This window comes from Streptomyces sp. DSM 40868, from assembly GCF_011820545.1.
Classification (GTDB): Bacteria; Actinomycetota; Actinomycetes; order Streptomycetales; family Streptomycetaceae; genus Streptomyces; species Streptomyces eurythermus.
The window spans coordinates 8,676,702-8,691,998 of sequence record NZ_CP050504.1 but is presented as its reverse complement, the minus strand read 5'-3'; the positions used below and the strand labels follow the sequence as shown (position 1 = coordinate 8,691,998).

General features: G+C 74.1%; 15 protein-coding genes. 9 read left to right on the top strand and 6 right to left on the bottom strand.

Going from position 1 to position 15,297, the window contains the following annotated elements; genetic code table 11:
* Nucleotides 1–73 precede the first annotated feature (73 nt).
* The 5 genes from HB370_RS39165 to HB370_RS39145 are packed head-to-tail and all read left to right on the top strand — an operon-like array spanning nucleotide 74 to nucleotide 5,469.
* A complete protein-coding gene (locus HB370_RS39165) occupies nucleotides 74–1,102 on the top strand; it encodes a ketoacyl-ACP synthase III (RefSeq protein WP_051815803.1) in 1,029 nt (342 codons plus the stop codon).
* Nucleotides 1,099–1,839, top strand: coding sequence for a glycosyltransferase family A protein (locus HB370_RS39160; protein ID WP_030785647.1), 741 nt, complete (start codon nucleotides 1,099–1,101; stop codon nucleotides 1,837–1,839). Before HB370_RS39165 ends, HB370_RS39160 begins: the two co-directional genes overlap by 4 nt.
* On the top strand, nucleotides 1,839–3,401 hold the full coding sequence (locus HB370_RS39155) for a class I adenylate-forming enzyme family protein (RefSeq protein ID WP_078637589.1): 1,563 nt from the start codon (nucleotides 1,839–1,841) through the stop codon (nucleotides 3,399–3,401). The genes HB370_RS39160 and HB370_RS39155 overlap by 1 nt, the downstream gene beginning before the upstream one ends.
* Nucleotides 3,398–4,531 (top strand): cytochrome P450, encoded by a 1,134-nt coding sequence (locus tag HB370_RS39150; protein ID WP_208974482.1) that lies wholly within the window; start codon nucleotides 3,398–3,400, stop codon nucleotides 4,529–4,531. The genes HB370_RS39155 and HB370_RS39150 overlap by 4 nt, the downstream gene beginning before the upstream one ends.
* Complete coding sequence (locus tag HB370_RS39145) at nucleotides 4,528–5,469, top strand: NAD(P)-dependent oxidoreductase (protein WP_037702129.1); 942 nt, start codon at nucleotides 4,528–4,530, stop codon at nucleotides 5,467–5,469. Before HB370_RS39150 ends, HB370_RS39145 begins: the two co-directional genes overlap by 4 nt.
* On the opposite strand, the gene HB370_RS39140 is transcribed toward HB370_RS39145, so the two are convergent.
* Nucleotides 5,405–6,406 carry a DUF4232 domain-containing protein gene (locus HB370_RS39140; protein ID WP_051815805.1) on the bottom strand — a complete coding sequence of 334 codons (1,002 nt, stop codon included), beginning with the start codon at nucleotides 6,404–6,406 and terminating at the stop codon, nucleotides 5,405–5,407. The genes HB370_RS39145 and HB370_RS39140 overlap by 65 nt on opposite strands.
* Nucleotides 6,407–6,621: 215 nt before the next feature.
* On the opposite strand from HB370_RS39140, the gene HB370_RS39135 reads away from it, so the two are divergent.
* Nucleotides 6,622–7,149: a DUF6584 family protein gene (locus HB370_RS39135; RefSeq protein WP_030785663.1), complete on the top strand. Its 528-nt coding sequence runs from the start codon at nucleotides 6,622–6,624 to the stop codon at nucleotides 7,147–7,149.
* 78 nt (nucleotides 7,150–7,227) lie between these two features.
* Here the strand turns inward: HB370_RS39135 and HB370_RS39130 are convergent, their stop codons facing one another.
* On the bottom strand, nucleotides 7,228–7,374 hold the full coding sequence (locus HB370_RS39130; RefSeq protein ID WP_157855585.1) for a hypothetical protein: 147 nt from the start codon (nucleotides 7,372–7,374) through the stop codon (nucleotides 7,228–7,230).
* 205 nt (nucleotides 7,375–7,579) lie between these two features.
* Here HB370_RS39130 and HB370_RS39125 point away from each other — a divergent pair, with 205 nt between their 5' ends.
* Complete coding sequence (locus HB370_RS39125) at nucleotides 7,580–8,380, top strand: phosphotransferase (RefSeq protein ID WP_030785665.1); 801 nt, start codon at nucleotides 7,580–7,582, stop codon at nucleotides 8,378–8,380.
* A gap of 186 nt (nucleotides 8,381–8,566) precedes the next feature.
* Complete coding sequence (locus HB370_RS39120; RefSeq protein WP_106980697.1) at nucleotides 8,567–9,868, top strand: PQQ-binding-like beta-propeller repeat protein; 1,302 nt, start codon at nucleotides 8,567–8,569, stop codon at nucleotides 9,866–9,868.
* A gap of 94 nt (nucleotides 9,869–9,962) precedes the next feature.
* On the opposite strand, the gene HB370_RS39115 is transcribed toward HB370_RS39120, so the two are convergent.
* The 4 genes from HB370_RS39115 to HB370_RS39100 all read right to left on the bottom strand — a co-directional run bounded on the left by HB370_RS39115 (nucleotide 9,963) and on the right by HB370_RS39100 (nucleotide 14,381).
* Nucleotides 9,963–11,285 (bottom strand): hypothetical protein, encoded by a 1,323-nt coding sequence (locus tag HB370_RS39115; RefSeq protein ID WP_030785671.1) that lies wholly within the window; start codon nucleotides 11,283–11,285, stop codon nucleotides 9,963–9,965.
* Between the two features lie 211 nt (nucleotides 11,286–11,496).
* Nucleotides 11,497–12,573, bottom strand: a complete 1,077-nt coding sequence (locus tag HB370_RS39110) for a response regulator (RefSeq protein WP_030785675.1) — start codon at nucleotides 12,571–12,573, stop codon at nucleotides 11,497–11,499.
* A complete protein-coding gene (locus HB370_RS39105) occupies nucleotides 12,566–12,811 on the bottom strand; it encodes a hypothetical protein (protein ID WP_030785678.1) in 246 nt (81 codons plus the stop codon). Before HB370_RS39105 ends, HB370_RS39110 begins: the two co-directional genes overlap by 8 nt.
* A gap of 355 nt (nucleotides 12,812–13,166) precedes the next feature.
* Complete coding sequence (locus HB370_RS39100) at nucleotides 13,167–14,381, bottom strand: beta-ketoacyl-[acyl-carrier-protein] synthase family protein (protein WP_030785681.1); 1,215 nt, start codon at nucleotides 14,379–14,381, stop codon at nucleotides 13,167–13,169.
* A gap of 171 nt (nucleotides 14,382–14,552) precedes the next feature.
* Between HB370_RS39100 and HB370_RS39095 the strand changes: the two genes are divergently transcribed.
* A complete protein-coding gene (locus tag HB370_RS39095; RefSeq protein WP_030785684.1) occupies nucleotides 14,553–15,293 on the top strand; it encodes a VOC family protein in 741 nt (246 codons plus the stop codon).
* Nucleotides 15,294–15,297 lie beyond the last annotated feature (4 nt).

Sequence of the window (15,297 nt, the reverse complement as noted above, 5' to 3'; positions counted from 1 at the left end):
GTCGTTTTCACCCATGCCGGGTGAGTACCCGTGCTCAGGCCCGCTGCCGTGGTCCGCTCGTAGCGTCCCGTTCATGCACATAGACCACGCTGCTCACGGCCCGGCGCGCCGGGCGGGCATCACCGCGGTGGCTTCCTGTCTGCCGGGGCGGGAAGTGACGTCCCGGCAGCTGCGGGAGCGGATCGCCGCGGCCTCCGGGCTGTCCCTGCCGGCCCGGTTGTTCGAACGGGCCACCGGCATCGTCTCCCGCCGGGCGGTCGCGGAGGGCGAGTACGCCTCGACGCTCGCGGTGCGGGCGGCCCGCGTCGCGCTGGACCGGGCCGGGCTCGCCCCGTACGACGTGGACCTGCTGGTCTTCGCCTCCGCCTCGCGGGACGTGGTCGAACCGGCGACCGCGCACATCGTCCAGGCCGAACTCGGTTCCCGTGCTCACGCGTTGGACGTGACCAACGCGTGCAACAGCTTCGTCAACGGCATCGACACGGCACGCGCGATGATCCTCGCCGGCCGGGCCCGACGCGCCCTGGTCGTCACCGGGGAGACGCCCAGCCGCGCGGTGCGGCACGACCCGTCCGGGCTCGGCCAGCTCCGGGACGGGTTCGCGGGCTACACCTTCGGCGACGCCGGGGCCGCGGTCGTCCTGGAGGCGGTGGAGCGGGGCGGCATCCTCGACGTGGACACCGAGACGCACTCCGAGCACTGGTCGGTCGGGGGCATCTTCGGCGGCGGTTCGCGCCATCCCCGCGGGGACGAGCACACGTACTTCCACGGTGACGGCGGCGAGTTGCGCGAGGTGTTCGAGAAGGTCGGCACATCGGTGCTCGACCGGATGCGGCACCGCACAGGTCTGGCGTGGAGCGACTTCCGGCACATCCTGGTGCACCAGGTCACCGTGCCGTATCTGGAGCGGTTCGTGGAACTCACCGGCGTGCCACGGGACCGGCTCGTCGTCACCGTCCCCGAGCTGGGGAACATGGCGAGCGCCACCCTCGGTGTGCAACTCGACCGGGTGCACGAGGGGCTGCTTCCCGGCGACCGGGTGCTGTTCGTGGGCCTGGGCGGCGGCGTGAGCATCATGACGATGGTGTGGGAGAAGGCATGAGCGCCCTGTGGGTGGTGGTGCCCGCGCACCAGGAGGCCGGGCGCATCGGTGCCACGCTGGACGCGCTCGCGGCCCAGCGTGACCGTGACTTCACCCTCGTGGTCGTGGACAACGCCTCCACCGACGGCACCGCCGCGATCGCGTACGACTTCGCCCGCTGGGCGCCGTTCCCGGTCCACGTCCTCAGCGAACCGGAGAAAGGGGTGGGCTGCGCGGTGGACACCGGCTTCCGGTACGCGATCGAGCACGGGGCGACGCTGCTGGCCCGCACCGACGCCGACTGCCTGCCGCGCCCCGGCTGGACGGCCGGCGCCCGCGACGCCCTGCGGCGCGGCGCGGGCCTGGTGTGCGGACGCGTCGACGCGCGCCGCGACGAGCACGGTCCGCTCGGACGGGCCGCCTTCCGCGCCCTGGTCCGCGCGGCCGCGTTCTTCGGGCGGATACGGCCCGCCCACCACCGCCGCCACGGCTACCTCGTCCCGTACCGGATGCACGCCGGCAACAACATGGCCGTCACCGCCGCGCTCTACGAAGCCGTCGGCGGGATGCCGCGCCGCCCCTCCCCCACCGACCGGCTCTTCCTGAACCGGGTGCGCCGCCACACCACCGCCATCGTCCACGCCCGCGACATGGTCGTGGAGAACTCCACCCGCCGGCTGCGCGCCTACGGCCTCGTCGGCACCGCCCGCTGGTACCTCGACAAGGGCCCGGGCCGCCACGGGGAGGACCCGCGCTGATGCTCGACACCCTCGCCCACACCCTGCGGCGCCACCCGGACCGGCCCGCCGTCCTCGGCACCACCCGCACCGGGGCCGTACGCGTCAAGGCCACCTCCGGCGACCTGACCGGCCTCGCCGACCGCTACACCGCCGCCCTGCACGCCCGGGGCATCGCACCCGGTGCCACCGTGGGCGTCGCCGTACGGCCGGGGCCCCGGGCGCTGGCCGTGATGCTCGCCGTGCACCGGCTCGGCGCGCGGGCCGCGGTGCTCGACCCGGGCGCCGGCCCGGACGTGCTGCGCGCCCGGCTCGCCCTGGCCCGTCCCGACGTCGTCCTCGCCGACGCCACCGCCCAGGCGGTCGCCGGATGGGCCCGACCGCTCGCCAGCCGGGCCCGGCTGGCCCTGCCGGACCTCTCCGAGCTGGGACCGGTGGCCACGGTGGGGCCCCGGCTGCCCGGCTGCGCCCCGGTCCTGGACACGGACGCGCGGGCCGTGGCGCTGCCGCCCGCGGTGGACGGGGACGGTGACGCGGTCATCGTGTTCACCTCGGGCACCACCGCCCGGCCCCGCGCGGTGGTGCACACCCGCTCCTCGCTCGCCGCCGGCATGGCCACGGTGACCGAGCTGGTACGGCCCGAGGCCGGGCGGCCCGTCCTCGGCGGCACCTTCTTCGTCCTCGTGCCGTCCCTCGCGAGCGGGGCACCGGTCGCGCTGCCCGCCCGCTCCGCGCGCGTGCTGTCCCGTCAACTGCGCCGGCTGGCACCGCAGGCCACCTATCTGACGCCCCCTCAGTTGAGGAGGCTGCTGGCGGAGGGCGGCCGGCTCGGCGGGCGGGTGTGGACCGGGTCGGCTCCCGCGAGCGCCGAGCTGCTCACCCGCGTCAAGCGCGCGGGCGCCCAGGAGGCGTGGGGCGTCTACGCGCTGACCGAGCTGTTCCCGGCCGCGGCGGTCGAGCAGGCCGACAAGGCCGCCTTCACCGGCGAGGGGGACCTGGTCGGCGTCCCCCTGCCCGGCGTGGCGGCCAGGACGGATGCCTCCGGGGAACTTCTGCTGTCCGGCCCCGCCGCCCGCGACCGCTACCTGGGCGAGGACCCGGACCCCTGGGTCGCCACCGGCGACCGGGCACGCCTGGACGGCGGCCGGATCGTGCTGGAGGGCCGCCGCAAGGACATGGTCCTGCGGCGCGCGGAGAACATCTACCCGGGGCTGTACGAGCCGGCGCTGCACGTACCGGGCGTCGAACTGGCCCTGCTCGTGGGCGTACCGGCCGGCGACGGTGACGAACGCCTGGTCGCCGTCGTCCAGCCGGGCCCCGGGGCGGACCGTGCCGCGCTGCGGTCGGCGCTGGCCGGACCGCTGGAGCGCATGGGTGCCGCCCGGCCGGACGCGGTGCTGCTCGCCGGCATCCCGCTGTCCGGCCGCTCCCTGAAGCCCGACCGCGCCGCGACCGCGCGCCTCGCCGCCCGCCACCTCGGATCCCACTCCGGCTCCGGCCGCCTCACCGGGCAGGGCTCCGTGCTGTGGTGCCGGGACCGCCGCGAGCGGCCCGCCGACCCCGAGCAGGTGCACGTCCGTTGACCGACCGACCGTCCCCGTCCCTGGCCCGCGCCCGCCGCCGCGACCGGCGCGTGTACACCCGTTCCCACCCCGTGCTGTTCGCCCTTCTCGCCGCCGCCCGCCGCCGCGAGGTCACCCGTGTCGGCGCGGCGGTGCTGGTGCACGGCACCGGGCCCTACCGGCAGGCCCTCACCCGTGTCCCGCTGGACCGCACCGCCGCCGGCACCACCGGCGGTGCCGCCCGTGACCTGGCCACGGGCGGCACGCTGTTCGACCAGGAGGGCTCCGGCCACCGCGCCACCCGGCGCACGGTCGCCGACGAGCTCGGCGCGGCCGGGGTGGAGCGGCTGCGCCCGGTGTGGCAGGGCGTCCTGCACCGCCGTCTCGCGCCGCTCGGCACGGGCCGCGAGGTCGATCTCGTACCGCTGGCCCGGGAACTGGCCGGCGCCACCGTCCGCGCGCTGCTGGGCGCCACCGGCGACCCGGAAGGCATCGCCTCGGCGGCCGCCGAGGCGGCGGCCGCCGCCGTACGCGACCACCTGCCCGGCCCCCGCCCGCCGGGCACCGCGGACGCGGCCAGGGCGGCGGCGGCGCAGCTGGAGGCGCTGCTCGCCCCGGCCTCCGGTGCGGCGGCGGAACCGGCCCTGCGGGCCGTGCTCGCGGTCGCCGCCGTCAACACCACGGTCGCGGCCCTCCCGCGCGCCGCCGCCTGGTGCGCCGACGCGGGGCTGTGGGAGCAGGCGGCCGACGACCGGCTCCGCCCGGCTCTGGTGGGCGAGTTGCTGCGGGTGATCGCCCCGTCCCCGCTGCTGCCCCGCGTGGCGGCGGCCGACGCCGACCTGGGCGGCTGCCCGGTACGGGCCGGGGACCGCCTGATCCTGGTGGCACGGCACGCCGTACGGGCCCACGACCAGCCACCGGACGCCCGGCACCCGGCTCCGCCCGCCGTGGCGCAGCTCGTCTTCGGGGCCGGCGCCCACGCCTGTCCCGGTGCCCGCCTGGCCCGCGCACAGCTCGACGACGCCCTTCCGATCTCCCCGCACCGGCCCACCGTCCGGCGTGCCCGCGTGGACAGGGGCGCGGCCCTGCCGGGCTGGCGCTCCCTCACCGTCCGGGCGTCCGGCGCCCGTCGCTCCCCGGAGAACCGATGACCACGATCGCCGTCACCGGGGCGAGCGGCTTCTGCGGCTCGCACGTCGCCACGACGGCCGCCGCGCGCGGCGCCGACGTCCTGTGTCTCGGGCGGCGTCCCGGCCCGGTCGGCCGGCACATCCCCTGGGACGCCGCGCGCGAGGTCCCGGACCTGTCGGGTGCCGACCTCGTCGTGCACTGCGCGGCGGCCGTCGGCGACCCGGTGCCCGGCTCCCCGGCCGAGGCCGCCATGCACGCCGTGAACGTCGACGGCACGGCACGGCTGCTGGCGGCGGCCGAGGGCCGGCCGGTGGTGTGGGTGAGCAGTGCCAGCGTCTACGCGCCCGGTCCCGGGCGTTCCCGCATCGCCGAGGACCATCCGGTGCGCGGCCACCTGAACGCCTACGGGCGCACCAAGGCCGCCGGGGAGGCGCTGGCGCTCGCCGCGGGCGCCGTGGTGTTGCGGCCACGCGCCGTCTACGGCGCGGGGGATCCGCACCTGGTGCCCCGGCTGCTGTCCCGGGTCCGCCGCGGGCTGCTCCTGCTGCCGGGGCCCAGTGTCCGGCTCAGCCTGACCGCCGTCGAGAACCTCGCCGACGCCTGCCTGACGGCGGCCGGCTGGCCGCCGGGGGCGTACAACATCGCCGACCCTGCGCCGTACGACCGGGACGAGGCGATCCGGACGGTCCTGCGCGCCCACGGCGTACGGGCGCGCATCGGCCACGTCCCCCTGGCGGCGGCCCAGGCCGCGGCGGGCGCCGTCCAGGCCCTGGCCCGGCTACGCCCGCACGCGGAGCCACCGCTCACCCGGTACGCCGTCGACCAACTCGCGCACTCCGTCGTCCTGGACGTCTCCAAGGCAGAGTCCCGAGGGTGGACAGCCGGTCACTCGCTCAAGGACTATCCGTCTGCCTTCCGGCGGGCGGTTCCTGGGGTTCCGCCTTCTTCCACGGTCTGACTCCGAGCTTTCCGGTGGTTCCGAGGTCGAGATGCGGGGTCACTGTCACCGGGTCGGCGCCCGCCTGCGCCCGGACCCGGACATGGGGCACGTTCACCGGCGTGCCGAGTTCGGTGGTGTTGCGCCAGACCAGGCCGGCGGTCGCCGACTCGCCGGGGTTCAGCCTGACGGGCCGGGGCGGTTCGTCGGGCCCGGCGCCGGTGGTGATCTCACCGCTGCCGTGGAGGATCCGGACGCCGTCGACGTGCCGGAGTTCGTCGTCCAGGAGTTCCAGCAGTGGGTAACCCTCGACGGTGTAGGCGTGCTTGCCGCAGTTGTCGAGGTGCAGGCCCACGACGCGCAGTCCCATGGCCGCTTCGCCCTGGTCGGCGCTGACCCGGATGCCGGAGGCGGGACACGTGCCCGGTGCGGCCGGTGCCTCGCCCGCGGGGACCTTGGTCACTTGGAACACCTTGGCGCCCGTCACCCGCGGCGTGGACGGCGGCAGGTGTCCGGCCCGGACCGTGCCGCGTACGGTCTGTCCCGGGCCGACGTCGCGTACGGTCTCGGTCTGGTTGGCCATGGCTCCGCCGTCGGCGCTGACGAAGGTGAAGACGACCGAGTAGGTCCAGGTCTCGGTGCCGTCGTTGGTGACCTCGTACGTCGCGGAGATCCCCGAGTCCGAGTCCGTGGGGAGCTTGTCGGCGGAGACGAGGTAGCCGCTGCGGGTGGGCGAGGGGGAGGCCGGCGGGAGGGTCAGCGAGGTGATCCGTACGCCGTCCTTGCCCGGGTCATCGATCCGCGTGACCTCCTGGGACGCCGACGCGCGGGCGTCGGTGCTCCCGGGCCCCGCGCGCTCCGTCCCGCACGCCGTGAGCAGCACGGCGGTCGCGGCCAGGGCCGACAGCAGGGGGAGGGGCGCGGCGGAAGGGCGGCGGAGGTCAGCGGGTCTGCGCATCCGGCCATCCCATCAGGGTGCGCACCTTCCGTGTGTCGCGGAGGTCACAGTCGCGGTCACAAGGCCGTCACAAGTGCGGCGGAGGGTCCAAGAGGCCGTGCGGTAAGCGTCGTTGACCCGTCTCGCCGGGGTTCGGCCGATGCCGTCGGGAACGAGCGGGCGCTGAGCGCGAAACCGGGTCGCCGTGACTCGGTGCGGTGGCCGATCATACGTTCATGCCCCTGAGTGAGACCCTTGCCCGAGTCGACGCGGACCTGGCCGCCGGCCGGGTTCCCCTCGCGCGCCAGCGTCTGCGCGGTCTGGTGTCGTCCTTCCCGTACGACCTGACGCTCCGCCGGCGTCTGGCCGAGGTGTACCGGCTCTACGGCGACGCGGCCGAGGCCGGACGCTGGATGTATCTGGAGGAGGACCGGGATGCCGAGGAGACCGCCGCCTTCGAGGCGCGGTACCAGTCTCCGGCGTGGCGGATGAAGGCCCTCGCCTGGCGCGGCCCCGAGGCGCTGGCCGCCGGCGCCTTCGCGGAGCGTCAACTGGTGGCGGTGCGGACCGCGTGCGCCGAGGAGTTGGGGCGCGCCGTCGACTGGGACGACCCGGATTCCTACCGGGACGGCCTGGAGAAGGAGTCCGAGGAGCCCCACCAGCCGTGGTCGGTGAGCGATGTGCTGCTGGGCGCCGGCTGCCTGGTGGCGGTCCTCGCGTTCCTCGCGATCTGGGTGATCGGAGTCATCGCCCTCTTCGACTGACACACGGCGACGAGGCCGGCGCCGACCGGCCTTGCCGTCTGCGCCGTGCCCGATGGCAGGTTCCCGGGTGAGCGGCGCTCAGCAGCAGTGCTGCGTGTCGGAGCCCGTCGCGGCCAGCCCGCCCGGGTGGGCGTCGGCTCCGGCCGCGCCCACGGTGACGCCGCCCATCGCGAGGCCCGCTACGAACACGACTGTGGTGACGATCAGAAACAGCTTCTGCCTCATGGACCCTCCCCCGTGTACAACGCCCGCACGGATCCCGTGTGCGCCCGAAGGGCGCACGACCGCCGCGTGGCCTGATTCCCTCTGAGGAAACCCGCCGCACCCCGACAGGGCAAGCGCCTGTTCGGACAAGGGGCCGACGGCTCCGGGCGACAGCCGGCCACCGGACGTGTCCGCGCAGGGGCGATCCGGCGGTAGCGTGAGCGTCATGACGGCTGAGGGCGAGGCACTGGCCGGCGGGATGGCGAACGCGGGGGCGGTGTTCCGCCGCGGTGCGCTGGTCGAGCGCCCGGCACCGCGCAACGCGCGCGCCCTGCACGCCCATCTCCTGGCGCTGAAGGAGCACGGCTTCGACGCGGCGCCGGGCCCCGTCGGTCTCACCGCGGACGGCCGCGAGCAACTGACGTTCATCCCAGGGGACGTGCCTCTGCCGCCGTTCCCCGACTGGGCGATGACGGGTTCCGCCCTCGCTTCGGTGGCGAGTCTGCTGCGGCGCCTGCATGACGCCGGCGCGGACGTCGCGGTCGACACCCGTGCCGAGTGGCCCCGGGACCTGGCCGACCCGGAAGGGGGAACGACGCTGTGCCACAACGATGTGTGCCCGGACAACGTCGTCTTCCGCGACGGCCGGGCCGCCGCCCTGATCGATTTCGACTTCGCGGCCCCGGGCCGTCCCCTGTGGGACATCGCCATGACCGCCCGCTATTGGGTGCCCATGCTCGACCCCGGATCCGCGGCCGCCCTCTACCCCTCCGGGCTGGAGGCGCCCGCACGGCTGCGGATCCTCGCCGACGGCTACGGGCTCCCGGCGGGGGACCGCGCCGAGTTGCCCGGCGTCATCGAGCAGGCCACGGAGGTCTGCCGGGCCTTCGTCGCCCGCCGTGTGGCCGACGGTGACCCCCTCTATCTCCAGGCGTTGGCCGAGCGTGGCGGATGGGAACGCTGGGACCGCGTGCAGGCGTGGCTGGTGGGCCACCGCGAGGCGTTCACGGCCGCCCTGCTGAACTGACCGGGCAGGTGCCCGAAGAGGTCGCTGGTCTCCTGGACATCGGCAGGGCACGGGGACGGCCGAGGACCGGAAGCCGGCTACGGGGTGGTCACGAAGCAGGCCGGTAAGTGGTGGCCGCCTCTTGGGAGTTCTACCGTGAAGGCGGATCCCGGGGGGCGCGCGATGAGGCATGGGTGGCGGCGAGGGGTGCAGGCCGTTGTGGCGGGGCTGCTGCTGGCGGGCTGTGTCGCCCCGCAGCCCCCGGTGTTCGGCGACGGGGAGGCGGTGCCCGAGGAGGCCTCGCGCGTCGCGCTGCCGGTGCGGCCGGGCCCTGATGGCACCTGGACACTGAACGCCCCCGCGGCGGGACTGCTCGGCCAGGGTCGCACGCTGGTCCGCCTGGCCGGCCCCGGGAACAGGCGCTGGCGGCAGACGTTGCCGGCCGGGTTCGCGTTGACCGCGCACCGACCCGGCGCCGCACACTCCGCGTTCGTCCGCGGTCACCAGGTGGTGCTCGTCGGCGGCGGGGACGGCCGCCGGGGGCCGAGTGCGATCGCCCGGCTCGACCCGGAGCGGGGGCTCCTGACATGGCAGGAGGCCTTGCCGCCCGGCAGCCGGGTCTTCCTCTCCGAGGACGGCCGCGAGGTGCTGACGGCGGACTGCCATCGCCGGTCCTGCGATCTGACCGGCCGGGACGCCTGGTCGGGTGCACTCCGATGGACGCACGCGGTGTCCGGACCGGTGCGGGTCGTGGAGGCCTGCGGGGCCGGCGTGCCCACCAGCGGCGACGGCCGCGGCGGAGACGGCTGCGAGCCCTACCTGGTCACGCCCGATCGTGTCGGAACCATCGACCCCGACGACGGCGGTCCGCACTGGCTGAAGGCGCTGCGGCCACCCGACGGCACCGTCGACCGTGTCATCAAGGCCGCCGACCGCGTCATCCTGGTCACCGCACCGGCCGAGGGCAGCTGCCGCGCCACCGTCCTCGCCGGCGGGACGGAATCCGGCGAGGGGGACCGCGGCTGGCGGTACGACTTCGTCTGGGACCAGCCCCAGGCCGCGCGCGACCCGCACACCGGATGCCGCTGGGATCGCGCGCTCCCGCTGACCGTCGGTTTCCCGATGGTGCTGCCGGACGCCGAAGGCGCCCTGCTCGTCAATCCCTACTTCGGCACCCGGCGCCCCTTCCAGCGCCTGGCTCCGGGCGAGTACCTGGTCACCGACGGCACCGCGAATACGATCGTCCGTGCGCCGGGCCGCCCGGACCGACTCCTGTCCACGAGTACCGGGCGATTGGTCCGCCCGCATGGGCTGAGCCCCGCGGCACGATCCCTCACACAGGGCTTCTGGCAGGACGGTCGCCGCCTGCTCCTGCTGGACCACCGGGGCCATGCCCTGTGGAGGGGCACATCGGACTGCCAGGCGTTCGGCCACGGCTCCGAAGGAGGCCCGGTCACCTACTGCGACGGCGACGACCTGGTGACACTGCGCCCCGTCCGCGAGGACTGACAGTCTCGCGGACCGGGCCGGGAGCGTACGGGTTCGCCCGCCGGCGGGTTCTAGCAGGTCCGGCCGGAGGGCCGGCGCCCTCGCGCCGGAACGATCAGTGGGTACCGGTCAGGACCCGCGCCGTACGGAGGAGAAGGCGAGGGCTCGTGAGAGCGCGCGGGTGCTTGCGCATGTTCACCACGGCCATGAACTCCTCGTTGACGGCTCGGTCGATCACGGAGGCCTCCACGACCTTGTCACCGACCCATCGGAGCAGCCGGTAGCCCGGCGGGTACGGGCCCGTCACGTGCGGCTGGGCGAGATCGGCGACCGCGGAGACCTTCCATGCCGCGTCCACGACGACGCCGAGCCGCCGGAAGTAGTCCCAGGCCGGCGCCTGCGGAGAGGCCCCCGAGCGCAGATGCGCCGACAGTGACGAGGCGGCGAGCGTGGCGAGGGTGAGCCCTTGGCCGTAGACGGGGTTGACGGAGGCGACGGCGTCGCCGACGGCGACGAGGCCCCCGGGGAAACGCCCGAGGCGGGTGAAGTCGCGCCGTCGGCTCTCGGGGAAGTGGAACGTCTCGACGTCTCCGTCCCACCGGCAGCGGTCGGCCACTTCGCGCAGCGGGGCGACACACCGGCGCATGCGTCGCAGGAATGCCTCGGGGTCCCGTCCGGGCCGGTAGTCGCCGTATCCGACCAGCACCACGGACCACCGGTTTCCCTCGACCGCCACGAGGGCGCCGGGCTCGCTGAGGCGCTGCTCGTAACCGTTGGCGGGGCCCGGCGTCGCGTGGGCGACCACGGTGCCGGGAAGTTCGTCCCCGCGGTCGAACGTGGCGGTGGCGTAGCCGAGATCCACCTTCATCCGCTCCATGGGCGGGCTGTCCCACCCGTGCCCGGCCAGCCAGGTGCCCAGCCGGCTGGAGCGGCCCATGGCGTCGACCACCAGGTCACCGTTCAGGTCGGCGAGGTCGTCGGGCCGCGCGGTGTCCCGGGCGGGCAGCACACGGACGCCGCGGACACGTGCGCCGTCGAAGATCAGGTCCCGGACCTGCGCGGTCACCACGGTGACCTGGGGCAGGGCCAGAACGCGCCGGCGCACCCGCTCCTCGAGGAACGGCCTGGTGGCGCCCAGCAGCGTGTTGTCCGGCAGGCAGGCCTTCAGTACTCCGTCGACGTAGTACTGCACTTGCGGGCCTCTTCCCACCTGGGCGCCGCCGGCCACGAGTTCCTCGGTGATGCCGGGCAGCCAGCGGTCGAGCTGCGCATGGCCCATCGACAACAGCGCGTGCAACTGCCGTCTGTGCGGCGCCCCTTGTCCCGAGCCGTCCGCGCCGTCGGGGTCGACCACGACCACTTCCTCCGCATGGTCGGCCAGCACGCGAGCCGCCAGCAGCCCGGCGAAACTCCCGCCCATCACGATGGCTCGTCGCACCTCGACCCCCTGAAGCAGGCTGCGCGGACCCGGCCGCGTCAGCGCGTCAGGCCCCGGCCGGTGTCCCGATCGACAACGCCTCCGGGGAACCCGTCGGCGCCTTCACCCTAAGGGCTCCACGCCGCACGTGTACGGCCGTCCCTTCGCCAAGTCCGAATTCCGCTCCTCCACTTCATCCGGGTGAGTGACCGCCACGCCGTCGGCAAGCCGTCTACTGGCCGTGCCGCTCCAGGTAGATGGAGGTGAACACGGCGACCTTGGCGCGCAGGGCCCACGGGTCGAAGGGCTTGCTGATGTAGTCGACGGCGCCGGCCGCGTATCCACGGGCGGAGTGCTCGGATCCCGTGCCCATCGCCGTCAGGAAGATGATGGGCACGTCGCGTGTCCTCGGGCGGCGTTTGATGTGGGCGCAGGTCTCGTAGCCGTCCATCTCCGGCATCTGCACGTCCATGATGATGACGGCGAAGTCGTCGTGGTCCAGCAGGGCCTTGAGGGCCTCCCGGCCGGAGGAGACGGTGACGAGTTCCTGCTCGAGCGTTGCCAGTACGGCGGTCATGGCCAGCAGGTTGTCCGGCTGATCGTCCACGACGAGGATCTTGGGCATGCCTTGCCGTCCCGTCGGCAGTACGGCCGTCGTGGCCTGCTCCACGGCGTCCAGCTGGCGTTCGAGGAGATCGCAGCGGTCCTCCGCCGCGGCGCGTTGCGCCTGTGCCTCCTTCAGGGCCGCGCCGAGCCGTTCGACTTCGTGCTGGAGCGCGTTGCGTTCCTGGATGAGGCCGTAGACGTCCGGGTGTGCCTTGGCGAACTCGTCCGCTCGTCTCCGCTCGGCGATGCGGTCCACCTCGAGCTGGTTGAGCCGGGTCTCCAGGTCGGCGATGCGCTGTGTCCGGTCCAGCAGCGCGTCGCCGAGGACGTCCCCGCGGACGCTGGACCGCCGGGACACATGGTCGGCGTCGGCCAGTTGCTGTTCCAGGATCTCCACCGCGTGCTTGGGCGACGAGGCGGCGTCCACGGCCGATCCGTACAGGCCCCGCACCAACTCGATGGCCTCGGTGGTGACCGCGGTGCCGCGGTGCTCGGCGACGTCGGTGAAAAGGTCGCTGATGACCTGCCAGGGCGGTAACCGGGTGCCGTTGAGGTAGCGCGAGACCGTGCCCGGATCGAGCCGGCGGCGGGCCGCGTACCGGCGGACGGACACATCAAGGCTCTCGAACAGCTCGCGCAGCGCCTCGGCCAAGGCCCGGGATGCCTCGTGCAAGTCCTCCCCGAGGGGTCGCAGTTCACCCATTGCCGTCCCTCTCGGCCGGGCCGGCGCCGGCGGAGGCCGGGGGCTGGGGGGTGCTGTCCTCGGCGGCGATGAGGCGGTTGAAGAACGGCACGGCCAGTCCCGTGGCGGCGAGGCCCGCGAGCAGACCGCGGGCCGCCCCTTCCCCGGCGACGGCCGTCAACCCGCTCGCCGTCGCTCCGGTGAGCAGGGCCAGCAGAAGTACCAGGGCTGATCTCGGTGACAGCAGCGGACGGTCCACCGCGCGCTCCATTCATGCAACCCGCCGCTGTACGACGGGATATGCCCTCCCCCGTCCGGCCTGTCGCGGACGGTGGGACCAGGATGGACGAAGCCGGGGGTGTTGCGGTCCACGACCCGGAATCGGGGCGGCGCCAATCGCCTGTTGCAGGCACGTTGCCGCCGCTCGTGCCGCCGTCCTGGCCGGTCAGGAGCCCGACGCGTGCTCCGTTGCCGCAGTGTTGCTCTGCAACGGTGCGCGACGGGCGGGGCGGGCGGGGCGAAAGCGCCCGCCGGACACGGGACTTGCGACCGCTGCCGCCGAAGAACCGGCCGTCCGAAACACCGCCTCCCTCATGACGGTCATGTTCCGCTCGTCATTTGGTGAAGACCAGACTGACGTTGTGGCCGCCGAACCCGAACGCGTTGGCGAGCGCGGCGGACCACCGACCGGTACGCGGCTCACCGCGCACCACGTCCAGTTCCACGCGCGGGTCGAGCGCGTCGAGGTTGCGCGTGGCCGGCAGCGTGCCGTACTCGAGCGCGAGCAGAGCGGCCATGGCGCCGATCGTGCCGGACGCGCCCAGCATGTGACCGGTCATCGACTTGGTCGCCGTGACCGCGGCATGGCTGCCGATCACCCGGCCGATCGCCTCGGCCTCCGCCAGGTCACCGGACTCCGTGGAGGTGGCGTGGGCGTGTACGACCCCGATGTCCGCCGGGGTCAGGCCGGCGTCGCGCAGCGCCAGTTCCATGGCGCGGGCCTGGCCTCGCGGGTCGGATGCCGTGATGTGGTCGGCGCTCGAACCCACGGCGCTGCCGGCCAGGGTGCCGTAGGCGCGTGCTCCACGGGCCCATGCGAAGTCGGCGCGTTCGAGCACCATCATGCCCGCGCCCTCGCCCATGACGAACCCGGACCGCCCGGCATCGAACGGGCGGGACACGGCCTCCGGGTCCGCCGACCGCGTCGACAGGGCCTTCATCTGGGCGAACGCCGCGAGGGTGAAGGGGTGCAGGCATGCCTCCACGCCTCCGGCGACGACCACGTCGGCCCGCCCGCCCCGGATCAGATCCTGTCCCAGGGCGAGGGCCTCCGCCCCGGACGCGCAGGCGCTCACCGGAGTCCTGGCGCCGCCCTTCGCGCCCAGGTCCATGCTCACCCAGGCAGCCGGTCCGTTGGGCATCAGCATGGGGACGGCGAACGGGGACAGCCGGCGGATCCCGGCGCGTTCGAAGACGTCGTCCTGTCCGAGGGTGGTGAGGACACCGCCGGTCCCCGTGCCGATGACGACGGCGACCCGTTCCGGTTCGGCCTGCGGGGCACCGGCGTCCTGCCAGGCTTCGCGCGCGCTGAGGAGGGCCATCTGCTCACCCCGGTCCAGCTTCCTGGCCTCGGTCCTCGGCAGCAGGGAGGCGGGGTCCACCGTGAGCCCGGCGGCCACGTGCACGGGCAGGTCCGCGGCCCACTCCTCGTCCAGGAACCGCACCCCCGACTTACCGTCCAGCAGTCCCGACCACGACGACGGCGCATCGGCTCCCAGCGGCGTCATCGCCCCCACGCCCGTCACCAGCACACAATCGTTTCGGGTCACACAAGCCTCCTTGAATTGTGCGGATGCTACACAGCACCTTTCTTGCCTCACGACGATCATGCCAGCTTCAACAGGTCGGATCAGAGAAGGAGTCGACCGATTCGAAGGCGAGGAATTGTCGTATCCCGACAAGCGGACCCGGAACCGGTGCGGACGCGTAGGATCGTCGGCATGGCACTGCGGCCGGTTCAGGTGAACATCAAGGCTCTCGACAGCTCGGCGGTCGGCCGGTTCTGGGCGGAGGCGCTCGGCTGGACCGCCTACCGCCCCGGCGTGACCACCTGTGTGGGACCCGCCGGCGGCCTCGTCTGGCCGCACCCGGTGGCCGTCTGCGTCGATGTCGTTCCCGTCCCGGAACCCAAGACGGCGACGAAGAACCGTGTGCACCTCGATCTCGCCACCACCTCGACGGCCCATCAGGCGGAGCTGGTCGCGCGCCTGCGGGCTCTCGGCGCGAAGCCCGCCCAGGTGGGTCAGGGCCCCGTACCGTGGACCGTCCTCGCCGACCCGGAGGGGAACGAGTTCTGCGTGCTGGAGCCCCGGGAGACGTACCGGGACACCGGGCCGATCGCCAGGGTGGTGGTCGACTGCGCGGATCCGCGGGCGATGGCCCGGTTCTGGGGTGAGGCGATGGACTGGGTCCCGCACGAAGTGACCGACGAGCAGGCGGTGTTGCGCTCTGCCCGGGGCTCAGGACCCCATCTCGTGTTTCTCCGCACGCCCGACGTCAAGACCGTGCCGGACCGCGTCCATCTCGATCTGCTGCCGTACCCCGGTGACGACGAAGCGGCGGAGGTGACCCGGCTGCGGGCTCTCGGCGCCACCGATCTGGACCTCGGTCAGGGCGATGTCCCGTGGACCTGTCTCACCGACCCGGAGGGCCACGAGTTCTGCGTCCTCGCCCTGTCCTGACATC